The organism is Methylobacterium sp. GC_Met_3 (assembly GCF_026540775.1).
In the GTDB taxonomy this organism is placed as follows: domain Bacteria; phylum Pseudomonadota; class Alphaproteobacteria; order Rhizobiales; family Beijerinckiaceae; genus Methylobacterium.
The window spans coordinates 238,192-255,063 of the sequence record NZ_JALNUL010000003.1 but is presented as its reverse complement, the minus strand read 5'-3'; the positions used below and the strand labels follow the sequence as shown (position 1 = coordinate 255,063).

The following is a 16,872-nucleotide window of genomic DNA, read 5'->3' as shown; positions in this document are numbered from 1 at the left end:
CCCACGATGTCGGAACAGACCGTACGGTTCGGCCCGCTCGCCGGGATGCGGGTGATCGAACTTGCGCACATCATGGCCGGGCCGGTCTGCGGGCTGATGCTCGCCGACATGGGCGCGGAGGTGATCAAGGTCGAGAAGATGGACGGCGACGATACCCGCCGCACCGTCCCGCCCGCCCTCGAGGGCGAGAGCGCCGCCTACATGATGATGAACCGCGGCAAGCGCGGGATCAGCCTCAACCTGAAGGACCCGGATGGCATCGCGGTGCTGCGCCGCCTGCTTAAAGGTGCGGACGCGCTGATCGAGAACTACCGCGGCGGCACGATGGAGCGCCTCGGCATCGGCTACGCGACCCTGCGGGAGGAGTTTCCGGAGCTGGTCTACTGCTCGCTCTCCGGCTTCGGCCGTACCGGCCCCTATGCCGACCGCGCCGGGTTCGACCTCGTGGCCCAGGGCATGAGCGGGCTCATGTCGGTGACCGGGGAGGGGCCCGGCCGGCCGCCGATGAAGTGCGGGCCGCCGGTGACCGACATCACCGCCGGCATCCTCGCCGCGATGGGCGTGCTGGCGGCCTATTCCAATCGGCTGCGGACGGGCCGGGGCCAGGCGGTCGACACCTCGCTGTTCGAGGCCGGCATCACCCACACCTACTGGCAATCGGCCATCGCTATGGCGACGGGGGTCGCGCCCGGCCCGATGGGCTCGGCCCATCCGCTGAACGCGCCCTACGAGGCGTTCGAGACGGCCGATGGCTGGATCACCATCGGGGCGGCCAACCAGACCAACTGGCTGCGTCTTCTGAAGGCAATCGGCGCCGACGCGTTGGCCGAGGATCCGCGTTTTGCCCTCAACCGCGACCGGATGGCCAACCGCCAGGAACTCGCCGCGACGCTGGCTCCGATCTTCCAGGCCCATTCGTCCGCAGAGTGGCTCACACGGCTCGAAGCTGACGGCGTCCCGGCTGGCCCGGTCCTCGACGTCAACGCGATGCATCGCGATCCGCAGACGCGGGCGCGTGAGATGGTGGTTGAGGTCGATCACCCGTGGGTCGGTCCTATGAAAACGCTGGGCCTTCCCGTCAAATTCTCGGATACGCCCGGCCGCGTCCACGGGCCGGCCCCGTTGCTCGGCGAGCATTCCCGGGCGATCCTGGCCGAGGCCGGCTATACGGCCGACGAGATCGACAGCCTGATCACGCGGGGCGTGGTCCGCGAGACCGTCGCCTGACCCGACGCCCGGAGAGCCTTCCGATGAGTGCCACGCCCGCCACCGACGAACTGCTGTTCACGACCGATGAGGCCGGAATCGCCCGGATCGTGCTCAACCGGCCGCAGGCCCGCAATGCGCTGACCTTCGCGATGTACCAGGGCCTGATCACCTGCTGCGAGGCGATTGTCGCGAACCCGGCCGTGAAGGCGCTGATCATCACGGGCGCCGGCGAGAAGGCGTTCGCGGCCGGAACGGACATCGCGCAGTTCCGCGACTTCAAGACCGCCGAGGATGCGCTGGGCTACGAGCGCTTCATGGACCGGGTTCTCGGGTCGCTGGAGCGCCTGCGGGTGCCGACCATCGCGGCCATCGCGGGCGCCTGCACGGGCGGCGGGGCCGCGATCGCGGCGGCCTGCGACCTGCGCATCGCCACGCGCGACGCCCGCTTCGGCTTCCCGATCGCCCGGACCCTCGGCAATTGTCTCAGCCAGGGCAATCTCAAGCGCCTCTCGGGGTTGATCGGGCCGGCCCGGGTCAAGGACATCATCTTCACCGCGCGCCTCGTCGGGGCCGAAGAGGCCTTGGCGATCGGGCTCGTTGGCGAGGTCGTGGAGGATCGCGCCGCCCTGACCGAGCGGGTCGATGCTCTGGCTCAGCTTCTGGCCGGTCACGCGCCCCTGACCATGCAGGCCACCAAGGAAGGGCTGCGCCGCCTCGCCGAGGAGGAGGCCACCGCCGAGGGCGAGGCGCATCCGGGCGATGACCTGATCCTCATGTGCTACATGAGCCGGGACTTTCGAGAGGGCATGGAAGCGTTCCTCGGCAAGCGCACGCCGGACTGGACCGGGCGCTAAGCTAACGCGCTCAGCCCGGTTCCTGGCAGACATCGGCCCAGGTCGCTCCGGTCAGCTCGGCCATCCGGCATGGTGCGATCCGCACGGCGCTGTGCGTGCTCCCGGCGGCCGGGACGACCTCTTCGAAGGCTTGGAGCGTCACGTCGCAATAGATTGGCAACGGCGCGCTCAGCCCGAACGGGCAGACCCCGCCGACCGGGTGGCCGGTGGCCGCCTCGACCTCGGACAGATCCAGCATCCGGACCTTGCCGCCGAACACCGCCTTGGCCTTCTTGTTGTCGAGCCGGGCATCGCCGCGGGTCACGACCAGGATGACCTGATCGCCGACCCGGATCGACAGCGTCTTGGCGATCTGTGTCGGGGCGACGCCATGGGCGGCTGCGGCCTCCGCGACAGTCGCGGTGCGAGTCCCCAGTTCGAGAACGGCGATATCGGGCGCCTTCTCAGCGAAGAACGCCCGGACGGAGTCGAGGCTCATCGGTGTCTCTCATGCAGGTGCAGTCGCGCCCGTGATCAGCCGAGCCTGATCGCGAGCAGGCATGATCGTATCCAGCGCTTAAGTGAGTCGCTGCCAAGCCGCTATGGGGAGGCCGAACGCCGGCTCAATCCTTCAGCGGTCGTGCCTGCAGGATCGCCGCCCGGACGAAGGGGCGCTTCAGCGACGTGCCGACATTCGCCCGCCCGACGAATTCCTGCGCCCCGGGGTGGCTGCGCACTGCCTTGATGAGGTTCAGCCGGTGGCCGCTCCGGAACCGGTAGGGTTCCGCCACCACGCCCTGCAAGAACGCCTCGACGCTCGCGTCGATCTCGTCCTCGGCGATGACGTTGGCCGCGTGCAGCATCTGGATGGTCCGGAGGTCGGTCATCCCGTGGTGATAGCGCGGCGCGGCCGGCGACGCGACTGGCGTCGCCGGACGTGACCGCCTAGCGCGTCGTGGCGAGCAGCAGGTCCGGCAGCCACATCGCAATGCCCGGCACGAGGCACAGGATCAGGATCGCCACCGCCATCAGCAGCACGAAGGGCAGGGTGCCCCAGATGATGTCCGTGAGCGGGATATCCGGCGCGATGTTCTTGATGACGAAGATGTTGAGCCCCACCGGCGGGTGGATCAGGCCCATCTCCATGGTGATAGTCATCACCACGCCGAACCACACCAGATCGAAGCCGGCGGCCTTCAGCGGTGGCAGGATGATCGGCGCCGTCATCAGGATGATCGAGACCGGCGGCAGGAAGAAGCCCAGCACGATCACGAGCGCCAGGATTGTCACCAGCAGGACCCAGGGCGAGAGCTGCATCGCCACGATCGCGGCGGCCGCCGATTGCGAGATGTGCAGGTAGCTCATCACGTAGGCGTAGAGCAGCGACATGCCGATGATCAGCATCAGCATGGTGGATTCGCGCAGAGTCGCGGTCAGGATCGGGCTGACGTCCCGGAACCGCCACACGCCGTAGATCGCTGCGATCAGCGCCAGCGCCATCAGGCCGCCGAGACCCGCGGTCTCCGAGGGCGTGGAATAGCCGCCGTAGAGCGCCACCATCACGCCGGTGAGCAGGACCACGAAGGGCAGCACCCGCGGCAGCGTCGAGAACCGCTGCGCCATGCTGTACTGCTCGTCCGCCAGGATCGGCGAGGCCGGCCCGCCGCGCTCCAGGACCGCCTTCGCGGTCGCGTATTCCGAGCGGAACCGGATCACCGACCACGTAGCGAACAGGCCGACCAACAGCAGCCCCGGTCCGATCCCGGCGAGGAACAGGCGCCCGAGCGATTGCTCGGCGGCCACGGCGTACAGGATCATGGTGATGGAGGGCGGCAGCAGGATGCCCAGCGTGCCGCCGGCCGCGATGATCCCGGCCGCGAAGCCCGGCGAGTAGCCGCGCTTGCGCATTTCCGGGATACCGGCGGAGCCGATCGCCGAGCAGGTCGCCGGGCTCGAACCCGCCATGGCGGCGAACAGCGCGCAGGCGAAGACGTTGGCGATGCCCAGGCCCCCGGGAATGCGGTGCATCCAGGCATGCATCGCCGAGTAGAGGTCCTGGCCCGCCTTGGACCGTCCGATCGCCGCACCCTTCAGGATGAAGAGCGGGATCGACAGCAGGGTGATGGAGGCCATCTCCTCGTAGACGTTCTGCGCCACCGTATCGAGGGAGGCGGCCGGCATGAACGCCACCATGAAGGCCAGAGCCACGAAGCCCAGCGCGAACGCGATGGGGATGCCGGAGAGCATCGCTCCGAGAGTGGCGCCCGCGTACAGGAAGCCGATCGCGGCGATGCTCATCGTTGACCCTTGGCGGGAACCGTCCGGCCCATCGGATCCGGCCCCTCGGGCGCGGTCGTCGTATTGAGATCGGCGCCGAGGCCGATCTTCGGCTTCGCCCAGCCGGCCGCGCGGGGGCCGTAGACCAGCGCCTCGGCGATCTGCAGGGCGAATTGCAGGCACAGCAGGCTCATGCCGACCGCCATCAGCGTGTAGGGAATCCAGAGCGGCGGCCCCCAGGTCGATTGCGAGACCTGACCGTCGGTCCAGGCCTCGTGATCGAGGGACCAGCTCTTCCACGCGAAGAAGAGGCAGAAGGCCAAGCTGACGACGTCCGCCAACAGCAGCCGGACCCGGTTAGCGGTCGGCGACAACAGGCCAGTGAGCGCCTCGATCGCTACGTGGCCGCGCTTGGCCTGGACGCCGGCAGCCGACAGGAAGGTGGCCCCGATGATCAGGAACACGGCCATCTCATCCTGCCACTCGGTCGGCTCCTTCAGCAGGTAGCGGACGACGACGCTGTGGGTCAGCACGAGGCAGGCCGCGACGAGGCAGAGACCGCCGATCCCCAGGATCACGCGGTTCAGGAGACGCATCGCCCGATCGAGGCTGCCCAGCAATCCGGGCAGCCGTGGCTCGTCGCCCCGGGCCTCGGGGGGAGCTGTCGCGGCGTCGAAGCCGTGGCTCACGCGACCTGCTCCGCGAGCTTGAGCAGCTCCGCGCAGTTCGCGTTCTTGCCGGCATAGTCCTTCCAGGCGGTGCCGCGGGCGAGGTCACGCCACTGCCCGAGCGACTTCTCGTCGAGCTGCAAGACCTTCGCGCCGGCCTTGCCGAAAATCTCCTCGACACGGGTGTCGTCTTCCTTGGCGCCCGCCTGCCCGAAGGCCTCGAGCTCGCCGCCCACCGCCATGATCAGGTCCTGCTGGTCCTTCGGCAGGCCGGAGAAAACGGTCTTGGACATCATGATCGGCTCGAGCATGAACCAGTAGGACCGCTCCCGCCCCGAGGTCAGAGCCTTGGCCAACTCTTCCAGGCGGAACGAGATGAGGCTGGTGGATGAGGTGATGACCGCGTCGCATGCCCCGGTCTGCATCGCCGCGTAGGATTCGTTCGAGGGAATGGACAGGGTGGCGGCGCCCGCCTCCTTCATCATCATGTCCATCTCGCGCGACCCGCCGCGGACCTTCATGCCCTTGGCGTCCGCCGGGCTGACGAGGGGCCGCTCGCGGCTGGCGACGCCGCCCGCCTGCCAGACCCAGGAGACGAGGATGATACCCTTGGTGTCCAGAATCTCGGTCAGCTTGCGGCCGACCGGCGCGTTCTTCCAGGCGACCGCCTGTGCGTAGGACGTCACCAGCGCCGGCATCAGCCCGATATTCATCTCGGGCACCTCGCCGCCCGCGTAGGGGCTCGGGTAGAGCGACATATCGAGCGCGCCTTTGCGCATCGCGCCGAACTGGGCGTTCGTCTTCATCAGCGAGGAGCCCGGATAGACCTGGACCTCCAGCGCGCCCTTGGAGCGTTCGGCCACGGTCTTGGCGAACTTCCGGCACATCCGGTCGCGGAAATCGCCTTCGTCGATCGTTCCGCCGGGAAACTGGTGGGACAGCTTCAAGGTCGTGGCGGCTTGCGCGGACCCGACGCTGAACCTGAGCAGGGCAGGGGCTGCAAGTGTTGCAGCGATCAACGAGCGACGAGTTGGCGTCATTTTGCTCTCCCGCACCGCAAACAACGCGGCTGACTTGTTGTGCGGTGCATTATTTGCACCGTCGCTATGTATGCATGAATGACCGGCTTGTATATTTTGTCAATGCGGAAGCATAATGCGCTTCGGTACAAACCAGGCATTTGCCGCTCGGAAACGCGCTTCGATCGGTCGACCGTACGGTCCGCGACAAGACCAAGCACTGACGTGGGAGAACGGCGTTTCAATCCGTTCCGCCGCCAACGTTCTGCGTCAGTGTTGCGGAGTCCGCATCGACGACCTCGTTTGAGCGCCGCCGTGTGGTCGTTTCGGGTGACGGGAAGAGCAGGGGCGCTGAAGAGGCGGTCGCAAAAAGGGGATCGGGGGATGAGCCACGCGCAGCGTCTGAAGCAGCGGATCGAGGACGAGATCGTCGCCGGCGAACTCGCCCTCGGATCGCGGCTCGACGAGAACCAGCTCGCGCTCCGATTCGGCGTTTCGCGGACGCCGATCCGGGAGGCATTGCTGCAACTGGCTGCCACCGGTCTGATCCAGACGAAACCCCGGCGGGGCGCGATCGTCAGCGCGCCGGAGCCGCACCTGCTTCTGGCAATGTTCGAAACCATGGCGGAGATCGAGGCGGCCTGCGGGCGACTCGCGGCCCGGCGGCTCGTGCCCGCGGATGCCGCTGCCCTGCAGGCGGCGCTCGCGGGCTGCCGCGCCGCCATGGTGGCCGAGGATGCCGAAGCCTACTACGCCGAGAACTACGTCTTCCACTCCGTCGTGTACCGGGCCAGCCACAACGACTTCCTGGCCGATCAGGCGCTTACGCTGCATCGCCGGCTGGCGCCGTATCGGCGGCTGCAGTTGCGCGTTCGCCAGCGTGTGCCGCAGTCGCTCGCCGAGCACGAGGCGATCGTAGCAGCCATCCTGGCCGGCGATGCGGCGCAGGCGGCCGACGCGCTGCGCGGCCATGTCATCGTGCAGGGTGACCGTTTCACCGATCTCGTCGCCGGCTTGCGGGCGCAGAATGCCGCCTGAGCGCAGCCGCAGGATGGTGCTTCAGACCGCCTCGGCAGCCCCGTAATTCGCGGCGATCACCGATTTCTTGCCACGGATGTGCTCACGCATGAGAACGGCGAGCGACGCGCCGTCGCGGGCGCGCAGGAACGTGATCATGCGCTCGTGTTCGGAGATCGCACGGGCCCACTGGTCCGGCGTCTGATGGGCGGAGTAGCGCGAGCGCTGTATCCGACCCGACAGGCTCTCGTAGATGTTCGCCAGAACCGTATTCCGGCTGGCCGCCATGATGGCCTCGTGGATGCGCCGATTGTGGCTGAAGTAGCCGGCCTCGTCGCCCGCCTTCCAGGCCGCCACCATCGCGTCGTGGTCCGTGACGATGGCGTCGATTTCCGCGTCACCGATCGTGCGGCACGCGAGGTCGCCGGCAGTGGCCTCGAGACCCGCGATCACTTCCATCATCTCCTCGAGCTCGGCATCCGAGATGCTGGCGACGCGCGCACCCCGGTTCGGCAGGAGCTCCAAGAGACCCTCGGTCGCCAGGATCTTGATCGCCTCGCGCAGCGGAGTCCGCGAGATGCCGAAGCGCTCCGTCAGCTCACCCTCATTGATCCGCGCCTTCGGCTCCATGTCGCCGGATCGGATCAATTCGCGAATCCGGTCGGCCACCTCATCATGAAGATAACGGCGGTGGATGCCGATACCGGACTCGATCTTGTTCATGGTCCCCCGACGCATGGCAGGGCCGCTTGCCTGTCTTCCCTGTCTATGTGTCCGGCAATTCAGTGTCGAGGCACGAGAGCCCGATCGAGCACGCGAGCCACATGTTCCGCGTGTATGCCGAGGCCGTCGTGAATCTGATGGCGGCAGCTCGTCCCGTCGGCGACCACGAGATCGTCGGGGCCCGCAGCCCGGAGCGCCGGGAACAGGGATAGCTCGGCCATCGCGAAGGAGGTCTCGATCGATTCCGGCCTGTAGCCGAAGGCCCCGGCCATACCGCAGCAGCTCGACTCGATCACCCGAAGGTCGAGCCCCGGGACCGACCGCAGCACCGTCTCCACCGAGCCCATCAGGCCGAAGGACTTCTGGTGGCAATGCCCGTGCAGATGGGCCACGCGACCGCGTTGATCCACCAGCGGCAGTTCGATCCGCCCCGTCGCGAGATCGGCGGCCAGCAGCTCCTCGAACAGCATCGATTGCTTCGCCAGCAGGGCGGTGTCCGCGCCCGGGAGGAGGGATGCGAACTCGTCGCGGAAGGTCAACAGGCAGGACGGCTCCAAGCCGACCACCCGGGCGCCGGCCCGGACGAAGGGCAGGAGCGCGTCGAGGGTCCGCCGCGCCTCCTGACGCGCCCGGTCGGTCTGGCCCGAGGCGAGCCAGGTCCGGCCGCAGCAGAGGGGGCGCCGCCCGCGGCTCGGATAGACCCGGTGCAGGCGATAGCCGGCGGCCCGCAGCACCCGCTCGGCCGCTTCCAGATTCTCGCGTTCGAAGGCGCGGTTGAAGGTGTCGCCGAACAGGATGATATCGCGGGCATCGCCCGTGATGTCGTCCGGATGGGCGGCCTCACCCTGTTCGCGCCAAGGCCGACGCCAGCGCGGCAGGGAACGCTTCGCCGAAAGCCCGGCGAACGTCTCGGAGAGCCGCGCCAGCCCCGGGTGCCGGTCGCGCAGGTTGAGGAGCGGCGCCAGCCGGGCCGCCGCCCCGGCATAGAGCGGCATCAGGGCGATCAGACGCTCGCGCAGCGGCAGCCCGTGCCGGGCGTGATAATGGTGCAGGAACTCGATCTTCATCTTGGCCATGTCGACGCCGGTCGGGCATTCCCGCCGGCAGGCCTTGCAGGAGACGCAGAGATCGAGGGTCCGCTTCATCTCCGGGCTGGTGAACGCGTCCTGGCCCAGCTGCCCCGACATGGCGAGCCGCAGCGAATTGGCCCGGCCTCGTGTCAGGTGCTGCTCGTCGCGGGTCGCCCGGTAGGACGGGCACATGGCCCCGCCAACAAGCTTCCGGCAGGTGCCGTTGTTGTTGCACATCTCCACGGCTGCGCCGAAGCCGCCCCAGTCCGACCAGTCGAGGGCCGTCTCGATCGGCTGCGTCACCGTGTAGTCGGGCTTGAACCGGAACAGCGACCGGTCATCCATCGCGAGCGGGCGAACGATCTTGCCGGCGTTGAGCCGGTTGTCCGGATCGAAGGCGTCCTTCACGACTTCGAAGCACTTCGCCAACGTGTCACCGAAGAGGGGCGCGATGAACTCGGAGCGGGAGATACCGTCGCCGTGCTCGCCGGAGTAGGAGCCCTTGTACCGGCGCACCAGCTCGGCGGTCTCCTCCGCGATCGCGCGCATCTTCGCGACGTCGCCCCCCAGCTTCATGTCGAGGATCGGGCGCACATGCAGGCAGCCGACCGAGGCGTGGGCATACCAAGTCCCGCGGGTGCCGTGCTTGGTGAACACCTCGGTCACTGCGTCGGTGTAATCGGCGAGGTGCTCCAGCGGCACCGCGCAATCCTCGATGAATGAGACCGGTTTGGCGTCGCCCTTCATCGACATCATGATGTTGAGGCAGGCTTCGCGCACCTCCCAGACGGATTTCTGCCGGGCCGGCTCCACGATCTCCACCACCGCATCCGGATAGCCGTGATCGGCCATGCAGGCTTCGAGGCGCTTCAGATCGCGCTTCAGGGCGGCGAGGTCGTCCCCGGCGAATTCCGTGAGCAGCAGGCAGTTCGGCTTGCCGCGGGTGATGTCGGCCAGGGTGGTGCGGAACAGCGGGATGTCGGCGCCGAGCACGAGGACGTTGTTGTCCACCAGCTCAACCGCCACCGGATCGAGGGCCACGATATGCCGCGTCGTCTCCATCGCGGCCCGGAACGACGGAAAATGGCAGACGCCCATGACGCGATGAGTCGGCAGGCGCGACAGCTTCAGCGTCACCGCCGTGGTGGCGGCAAGCGTGCCTTCAGAGCCGACCAGCAGGTGCGCGAGGTTCGGCCGCGGCTCGATCAGCGCGTCGAGGTTGTATCCGCCAACGCGCCTCTGCACCTTCGGGTAGCGGAGCGCGATCTCGTCCCGGTGCTCGTCCGCCAGGGTGCGCACCTGTTCGGCGAGAGCTTCGGCGCGGGCTGAACCGGTCACGCCCGATACCGTGTTGCCGGTCAGGCCGAACGTGAAGGCCTCACCGTCATGCAACAGCGCGTCGAGGGAGAGGACGTTGTCGCTCATCTTGCCGTAGCGCAGGGAGCGGGCGCCACAGGAATTGTTGCCCGCCATGCCGCCGATGGTGCAGCGGGTCGCCGTGGACGGCTCCACGGGGAAGAACCAGCCGTCGGCCTTCACCCGGGCATTCATCCGCTCCAGCACCATGCCGGGCTCGACCGTGATGGTGCCGGCCTCCGGATCGTAGGCCAGTACGCCGTTGAAGTGGCGCGAGCAGTCGATCACCAGGCCGGACCCGATCGGCTGCCCGTTCTGCGAGGTGCCAGCGCCGCGAAGGATCACCGGCGCACCATGCTCGGCGGCGATCCGCAACGTCGCGGCGATGTCGGCGGCGGAACGCGGCAGCACCACGCCAGACGGCATGATCTGGTAGATCGAGGCGTCGGTGCTGTACCGGCCGCGCGTGAAGGCATCGAAGCGTGCCTCGCCCTGCAGTTGCTCGGCCAGCCTGCGCGCCAGCCCGGCATCCCGGCGCGCCGCCGCGCGCGGCGCTGTCGCGATCTGCGCCTTCGTTCCCGTCACGTCCGCATCCTCCCCGGTGACTCGGAGCCACCTTGCCGGGATTGTATTCAAAATTCAGCCATTCGGAAGTCGCCCCGGGCAACCTGCGCGCTTCCGGCGCGGTACGGTCTCCGGCGGCGTTCTCGTCCGGAGGCTTTACACTATCGAGATCTGATTTCAGGACAGCATCCGCGTGTCCCCATCGATCGAGATGGCTTGGCCGGATATCGTTCGTCCGCGCTCCGAGCAGAGCAGCAGGATCTGATCGGCGAGTTGGCGGGCAGTGACGTACTCCTTGACCGACACGAACGAGAAGGCGCGCGCCTCCATCTCGGCGAAGCTCGTACCCTGTTGCTGGGCCTTGGCTTCCAGCACCCGGCGCTGGCGGTCACCAGCGACCAGCCCGGGCAGGATCGCGTTGACCCGGATGCCATCGCCACCGAGCTCGATGGCAAGCGATTTGGTAAAGCCGATGACGCCCCATTTCGCCGCCGCGTAGGGGCTGCGCAGGGCGAAGCCGAACTTGCCGGCCGCCGAGGACAGGTTGACGATCGAGGCGTTGGCGCTCTGGCGCAGGTACGGCACGGCGAGGCGCGCACAGTTGAACTGGCTGGTCAGGCAGACGGTCAGGCACTGATCCCAGGCCTCGGGGGCGATCTCGTCGACCCGGCCCGTCGGTCCGGCGATGCCGGCATTGTTCACGAGCACGTCGAGCCCGCCGAGATGATCGATCGCGGCGTCCATCAGCGCCGCCACGGCGGCCCGGTCGGCGACGTCGGTGCGGCTGCGCCCGACATTGGCCGGCAGGGCGTCCAGGGCCTCCGGATCGATGTCGCATGCGAAGACCCGGGCGCCTTCCTCCTGGAAGGCATCCACGATTGCCCGCCCGATTCCTGCGGCGCCCGCCGTGACGAGGACGCGCAGGCCTGCCAATCCGAGTTCCATGATCAGTCCTCCCCGCGTTCCGCCCGCAGAGTGCCCCGGGACAGGATGAAATCGGCCGCGTCGCGGATGTCGGCTGCGACGGAAGCGGAGGCAGCCGAGCCGTCACGCGCCTCGATCGCCGCGAGGGCTTCGGCGTGCCGCCGGAGCGCGAAACCCTGATGCAGCCGCTCGGGGCAGGCGCGCAGATCCAAGTTGATGACTGGGCCAGCCTTCAGCCACAGGCGTCCGATGATCTCTTTGAGAGGAGCCAACCGGCAGGCGCCGTAGATCGCGAAGTGCAGGTCGCGGTTGAGTTGAACGGCCTTGACCCGATCGGGCTCACGGCACTCCGCTTCTGCCCGAAACGCCGCCTCGGCAATGCGGATTGCGTCGAGTTCAGACTCTGTCCGACACTCCGCGGCCCGCGCGGCCGCAATGCCCTCGACGGCGATGCGCGTCTCGGCGAGGGCCCGGAACGCGTCCGCGCTTAGGATCGGCACGCGGATGATCCGCGACGGGGCAACCTCCAGCACACCCTCTGCGACGAGGCGGCTCACGGCTTCTCGTACCGGCATCACCGAGACACCGAAGGCAGCCGCGCTTCGGCGCAGGGAGAGCCGGTCGCCCGGGGCCAGCCGCCCCGAGGCCAAGAGGTCCGACAACGCTGCGTAGGCGGTGTCGGTCAGGGTTCGTCGGTCCAGTTGCGGAAGGTCGGCCAGGGCCGCCACGGATTTCATGGCCCAGACTAGACGGAACCGGATCGGTCCCGCTAGTGATCTGTGATCACAGCGTCGACGCATGCTGCGTCCGAGCGTATCCCGGGAGGGCTGTCATGACCGGCAGCGTCGCGATCGTGGGGGTCGGCCTGATCGGCCGGGCCTGGGCCATGATCTTCGCCCGTGCCGGCTGGGATGTACGATTGTTCGACACCGCCCCTGGCGTCGCCGAGGCAGCGATCCCGGTCTGTGCCGATGGGTTGCATGTCCTAGCCGGCAATGGGCTTTGCGCCGAGCCGGAGGTGGCCGGACACCGGATCCGGGCCTTCGCGACCCTCGCTTCGTGCCTCGACGGCGTCAGCTTCGTGCAGGAGAATGGTCCGGAGACGCTGATCGCCAAGCAGTCCCTCTTCGCCGAACTCGACGAGCATGCGCCTGAAGACGCCATCCTGGCCTCGTCCTCGTCGGCGATCCGGTGCTCCCTGTTCACCGAGGACCTGCCGGGCCGGGCGCGCTGCCTGATCGGCCATCCGGTCAACCCGCCCCACCTGATTCCAGTGGTAGAGATCAGCGGCGCGCCGTGGACGGCCCCGGAGGCGTTGGCCCGTGCCAGGGCTGTCTACGAGCAGATCGGACAGGTGCCGATTACCGTTCTCAAGGAGATCGAGGGCTTCATCCTGAACCGGCTGCAAGGCGCGCTGCTGGCGGAGGCGTTCCGCCTCGCCGCGGAGGGCTATGTGAGCCCGCAGGATCTCGACCGGACCGTCGCGGACGGGCTTGGCTTGCGCTGGAGCTTCATGGGGCCGTTCGAGACGATCGCGCTCAACGCTCCGGGCGGCATCGCCGATTACTGCGCGCGCTACACGGGCTTCTATCAACGCCTCGCCGCCGATCCGGCGCCACCCTCGGTCTACGCGGCGCCGGCGACCGACGCGATCCTGGCGCAATGGCCGCACGAACCCGATCTGCCAGCCCGCATGCGTCGCCGCGACGCGCAGCTGGCGGCGCTCCGGGCGCACAAAGCTTCACAGGAGGATTGAGCATGGCCGCACAGCGGAAAGTCATCATCACCTGCGCGGTGACTGGCGCGATCCACACACCCAGCATGTCGCCGTACCTGCCCGTGACGCCCGAAGAGATCGCGGACGCCGCCATTGGAGCCGCCGAGGCGGGCGCCGCCATCGTCCACTTGCACGCCCGCAACCCGGAGACCGGCCAGCCGGACCAGTCTCCCGAGGCGTTTGCCAAGTTCCTGCCCGTGATCAAGCAGCGCTCCTCCTGCGTGGTGAACATCACCACCGGCGGCGCGCCGACCATGTCGATCGAGGAGCGGGTCCGCCCGGCCGCGACCTACAAGCCCGAGGTCGCCTCCCTGAACCTCGGTTCGATGAATTTCGGGCTGTTCGGCATGCTCGACCGGTTCAAGGACCTCAAACACCAGTGGGAGCGGGATTACCTCGGCAACAAGGATATCATCTTCCGGAATACCTTCGGCCAGATCGAGCACATTCTGACGACCTGCGGACCGAACGGCACGAAGTTCGAGTTCGAGTGCTATGACACCGCTCACCTCTACAATCTGAAATACTTTTTCGATCGCGGCCTCGTGCAGGCGCCGTTGTTCATCCAGACGGTGTTCGGGCTTCAGGGCGGCATCGGCGCGCATCCGGACGACGTGATGCACATGAAGCGAACCGCCGACCGGCTGTTCGGCGATCAATACCAGTGGTCGGTGCTCGGGGCGGGCCGCAACCAGATGAACATCGCCGCCATGGCGGCCGCGATGGGCGGGAACGTCCGTGTCGGTCTGGAGGACAGCCTCTGGGACGGGCCGGGCAAGCTCGCCGAGACCAATGCCGCGCAGGTCCGGCGCGTTCGGTCGATCATCGAGGGGCTGGGGCTGGCGGTGGCCTCGCCCGATGAGGCGCGCGAGATGCTGGCGCTGAAGGGGGGCGACAAGGTCGCGTTCTGAGGGTGGCGCGGCCCACTGGCTTGTCACGATCACGGCGCATGCATATGGTTTGGCATATGCCGACGGGGGTGGCCATGGAGCGCGTCGCGAGGGTCTTCCGGAACAACCGGAGCCAGGCCATTCGGATTCCGAAGGATTCGAATTGCCCGGCGATGAGGTGACGATTGCGCGGCAGGCGGACGGCAGCCTTTTGATCCGTCCTAGACCGCGATTTTGCGAACTCGTGCGCACGTTGGAACCCCTCGATCCCGAGGATGCGCTGGATGAGATTCCGGAACTCGATATCGAGGATGTCGTTCTTTGAGCGACGACGCGGGTTTTCTGCTCGACACCAACATCCTGTCCGATTTGATCAGGTACGGCCGGGAAGGGCGCGTCGCGTCCGCTCTTGCAGAGCGTGACGCCGAGGTCGCGACGAGCATCGTCGTTGCGGCCGAGATTCGGTATGGGGTGGCACGGAAGAACTCCAAGCGGTTGGCGGAACGCGCCGAAGTCGTACTCGCGGCGATCACCATCCTGCCTTTCGGCACGCCGGCCGATCGCCACTATGGCGAAATCCGAGCCCTTCTCGAACGTGCAGGGACGCCGATCGGCCCGAACGACCTCATGATCGCCGCTCAATGCCGGGCACTCGGCTTGACTTTAGTCAGTGCGAGTCTTGACGAGTTCCGTCGCGTCCCGGGTCTGCGCGTCGAAAACTGGCTCACCGCGTGATCGGCGTTGGAACGCGGCTAACGCCTTGAAAGTGCAGATGAAGGCAGGAAACTCTGGTTTGGCGAGTGCCGCCTCGGATAGACGGCGGGCTTACGGCGACACCGCCGCTGTCTTGGAGCGGTCCGTTCAATCGACGTGACCGAACACCCGTTCCAGATCCGCCTGTGCGATCCCGTCGATCTCCAAAATCTTCAACCGACTCTGGTCGCCAGCCGCGATCCGCACCGAGCCCAGGCTCACCTTGAGAGCCTTGGCGATCAACTCTTCCAGCGCCGCGTTGGCGGCGCCCTCCACCGGTGGGGCGGCGACGCGGGCTTTCAGGTAGGGCTGGCCCTTCTCGTCCCGGCCCCATCCCTCGGTGGCGTCCCGCCTGCCGCGAGGTGTCAGCCGCACCGCCAGCCGAACCGTCATCGCGCGGGTCTCAGAAGATCTTGCCAGGGTTCAGCCGGTTGTCCGGATCGAGCGCTCGCTTCACGAGGCGCATGGCGGCGATCTCTTCAGGCGAGCGTGACAGCATCAGCTTGCCCCGCTTTTCAAGCCCGATCCCGTGTTCCGCCGAAACCGAGCCATTCAGCCCGGCCAGCGGCTCGTAGATCGCCGCGTCGATCGCCGCGTTGCCGGCGGTGTCCAGAAGACTCGTGTTCCAGTGCAGGTTGTTGTCGCCGATATGGCCGTAGACCACCGCCCGGCATGCCGGGATCGCGGCGAGCCGTTCGAGCGCACCGCGCACGTAGCCGTCCATCTTTGCCAATGGCACGCTGACGTCGAAGGCGCGATCGATCCCGTCGGCGTTCAGATGCTCCACCCGGTCGCGGATCCGCCACATCCCGCGCCTCTGCTCTTCAGAGGAGGCGATTGCGGCATCGAGGATCGTGCCCTCGCCCATCAGGCGCTCCAGCAGGCCAAGGAACCGGTCGGATTCCTCCGGGACGCACTCGACCTCAATGATCGCGTAGAACGGGTAATCGTGGCTGAGCGGCGGGGTGGCTCGGCCGGGAGCTGTCATCACCCGGTAGAAATCCGGCCACAGGCCTTCGAAGGACGAGACGCGACCCTGGAACGCGCTCTGCGCCGCGCGCAGGACCCTGGCGCCGTCATCGACGCCGGGACAGGCGATCAGCGCGGTCGCGTAACCGGCCGGCTCCGGGCGCAGCCGCAGCACCGCCCGCGTGACGATGCCGAGCGTGCCCTCGGTGCCGATGAAGAGCTGCTTCAGGTCGAGCCCGGTGTTGTTCTTGATCAGCGGGCGCATCGACGACACCACCGTGCCGTCGGCCAGCACCGCTTCGAGCCCGAGGACCATCTCGCGCATCATGCCGTAGCGCAGCACACGCAGGCCGCCGGCATTTGTGGAGATCGCGCCGCCGACCGTGGCCGAGCCCCGGGCGCCGAGATCGAGGGGGAAGAACAGGCCGCTCTCGGTCGATGCGTTCTGCACGCTTTCGAGGGTAGCGCCGGTGCCGACTACGACGGTCATGCCAAGTGGATCCACTGGCTCGATCTGCGTCATCCGCTCGGTTGAGAGCGTAATCTCGTCGGGCGCGCACAGCGTCCCGTCCACGAGCCCGGTTGCGCCGCCGCGGGGCACCATCGCGACGCCTGCTTCGTGGCAGGCCGCCATCACGGTGCTGGTCTCGGCAGTGTTGCGCGGTCGGACCAGCGCGAAGGCCGCGCAGGGTTCGGTCGGTCGCGTCCAGTTGGCCGAGCGCTGGCGCAGCTCATCACCGGTGACGAGGCCGGACGGTCCGACGATCGCGGCGAGGCGGTCGAGGAGGGCGGCGTTCTTCATCGGCAGGGTCTCGGCGGGCAA

General features: G+C 67.7%; 18 protein-coding genes. 7 read left to right on the top strand and 11 right to left on the bottom strand.

Annotated features, from left to right (window positions below; genetic code table 11):
• Positions 1–6: 6 nt before the first annotated feature.
• The gene (locus OXS27_RS06625) at positions 7–1,227 is read left to right on the top strand and encodes a CoA transferase (RefSeq protein ID WP_267355140.1); all 1,221 of its coding nucleotides are present in this window, start codon (positions 7–9) and stop codon (positions 1,225–1,227) included.
• Positions 1,228–1,250: 23 nt separating this feature from the next.
• The gene (locus OXS27_RS06620) at positions 1,251–2,063 is read left to right on the top strand and encodes an enoyl-CoA hydratase/isomerase family protein (protein ID WP_267355138.1); all 813 of its coding nucleotides are present in this window, start codon (positions 1,251–1,253) and stop codon (positions 2,061–2,063) included.
• 10 nt (positions 2,064–2,073) lie between these two features.
• Here OXS27_RS06620 and OXS27_RS06615 read toward each other — a convergent pair whose 3' ends face one another.
• From OXS27_RS06615 to dctP, 5 genes are all read right to left on the bottom strand, one after another.
• Complete coding sequence (locus OXS27_RS06615) at positions 2,074–2,541, bottom strand: YbaK/EbsC family protein (protein WP_267355136.1); 468 nt, start codon at positions 2,539–2,541, stop codon at positions 2,074–2,076.
• 124 nt (positions 2,542–2,665) lie between these two features.
• Positions 2,666–2,929, bottom strand: coding sequence for a hypothetical protein (locus OXS27_RS06610; protein ID WP_243920055.1), 264 nt, complete (start codon positions 2,927–2,929; stop codon positions 2,666–2,668).
• A 58-nt stretch (positions 2,930–2,987) separates the two neighbouring features.
• Positions 2,988–4,340 (bottom strand): TRAP transporter large permease, encoded by a 1,353-nt coding sequence (locus tag OXS27_RS06605; protein ID WP_267355134.1) that lies wholly within the window; start codon positions 4,338–4,340, stop codon positions 2,988–2,990.
• A complete protein-coding gene (locus tag OXS27_RS06600; protein ID WP_267355132.1) occupies positions 4,337–5,008 on the bottom strand; it encodes a TRAP transporter small permease in 672 nt (223 codons plus the stop codon). The genes OXS27_RS06605 and OXS27_RS06600 overlap by 4 nt, the downstream gene beginning before the upstream one ends.
• Complete coding sequence (gene dctP / locus OXS27_RS06595; protein WP_267355130.1) at positions 5,005–6,027, bottom strand: TRAP transporter substrate-binding protein DctP; 1,023 nt, start codon at positions 6,025–6,027, stop codon at positions 5,005–5,007. The genes OXS27_RS06600 and dctP overlap by 4 nt, the downstream gene beginning before the upstream one ends.
• Before the next feature lie 363 nt (positions 6,028–6,390).
• Here dctP and OXS27_RS06590 point away from each other — a divergent pair, with 363 nt between their 5' ends.
• Entirely contained in the window at positions 6,391–7,044 is a 654-nt protein-coding gene (locus OXS27_RS06590; protein WP_267355332.1) for a GntR family transcriptional regulator, read from the top strand.
• A gap of 21 nt (positions 7,045–7,065) precedes the next feature.
• Here the strand turns inward: OXS27_RS06590 and OXS27_RS06585 are convergent, their stop codons facing one another.
• From OXS27_RS06585 to OXS27_RS06570, 4 genes are all read right to left on the bottom strand, one after another.
• Positions 7,066–7,746, bottom strand: coding sequence for a GntR family transcriptional regulator (locus OXS27_RS06585; protein WP_267355128.1), 681 nt, complete (start codon positions 7,744–7,746; stop codon positions 7,066–7,068).
• A gap of 59 nt (positions 7,747–7,805) precedes the next feature.
• Positions 7,806–10,757, bottom strand: coding sequence for an FAD-binding and (Fe-S)-binding domain-containing protein (locus OXS27_RS06580; protein ID WP_267355126.1), 2,952 nt, complete (start codon positions 10,755–10,757; stop codon positions 7,806–7,808).
• A gap of 156 nt (positions 10,758–10,913) precedes the next feature.
• A complete protein-coding gene (locus OXS27_RS06575; protein WP_267355124.1) occupies positions 10,914–11,681 on the bottom strand; it encodes an SDR family oxidoreductase in 768 nt (255 codons plus the stop codon).
• A 2-nt stretch (positions 11,682–11,683) separates the two neighbouring features.
• The gene (locus tag OXS27_RS06570) at positions 11,684–12,397 is read right to left on the bottom strand and encodes a GntR family transcriptional regulator (RefSeq protein WP_267355122.1); all 714 of its coding nucleotides are present in this window, start codon (positions 12,395–12,397) and stop codon (positions 11,684–11,686) included.
• 95 nt (positions 12,398–12,492) lie between these two features.
• On the opposite strand from OXS27_RS06570, the gene OXS27_RS06565 reads away from it, so the two are divergent.
• The 4 genes from OXS27_RS06565 (at position 12,493) to OXS27_RS06550 (ending at position 15,062) form a co-directional block, all read left to right on the top strand.
• Positions 12,493–13,416, top strand: a complete 924-nt coding sequence (locus OXS27_RS06565; protein WP_267355120.1) for a 3-hydroxyacyl-CoA dehydrogenase — start codon at positions 12,493–12,495, stop codon at positions 13,414–13,416.
• Between the two features lie 2 nt (positions 13,417–13,418).
• On the top strand, positions 13,419–14,348 hold the full coding sequence (locus OXS27_RS06560; RefSeq protein ID WP_267355118.1) for a 3-keto-5-aminohexanoate cleavage protein: 930 nt from the start codon (positions 13,419–13,421) through the stop codon (positions 14,346–14,348).
• A 142-nt stretch (positions 14,349–14,490) separates the two neighbouring features.
• The gene (locus tag OXS27_RS06555; protein ID WP_267355116.1) at positions 14,491–14,652 is read left to right on the top strand and encodes a hypothetical protein; all 162 of its coding nucleotides are present in this window, start codon (positions 14,491–14,493) and stop codon (positions 14,650–14,652) included.
• Positions 14,649–15,062 (top strand): type II toxin-antitoxin system VapC family toxin, encoded by a 414-nt coding sequence (locus OXS27_RS06550; RefSeq protein WP_267355114.1) that lies wholly within the window; start codon positions 14,649–14,651, stop codon positions 15,060–15,062. Before OXS27_RS06555 ends, OXS27_RS06550 begins: the two co-directional genes overlap by 4 nt.
• A gap of 126 nt (positions 15,063–15,188) precedes the next feature.
• Here OXS27_RS06550 and OXS27_RS06545 read toward each other — a convergent pair whose 3' ends face one another.
• Entirely contained in the window at positions 15,189–15,473 is a 285-nt protein-coding gene (locus OXS27_RS06545; protein WP_267355113.1) for a DUF167 family protein, read from the bottom strand.
• A 10-nt stretch (positions 15,474–15,483) separates the two neighbouring features.
• Positions 15,484–16,851: an FAD-binding oxidoreductase gene (locus tag OXS27_RS06540; protein ID WP_267355111.1), complete on the bottom strand. Its 1,368-nt coding sequence runs from the start codon at positions 16,849–16,851 to the stop codon at positions 15,484–15,486.
• Positions 16,852–16,872: the final 21 nt, after the last annotated feature.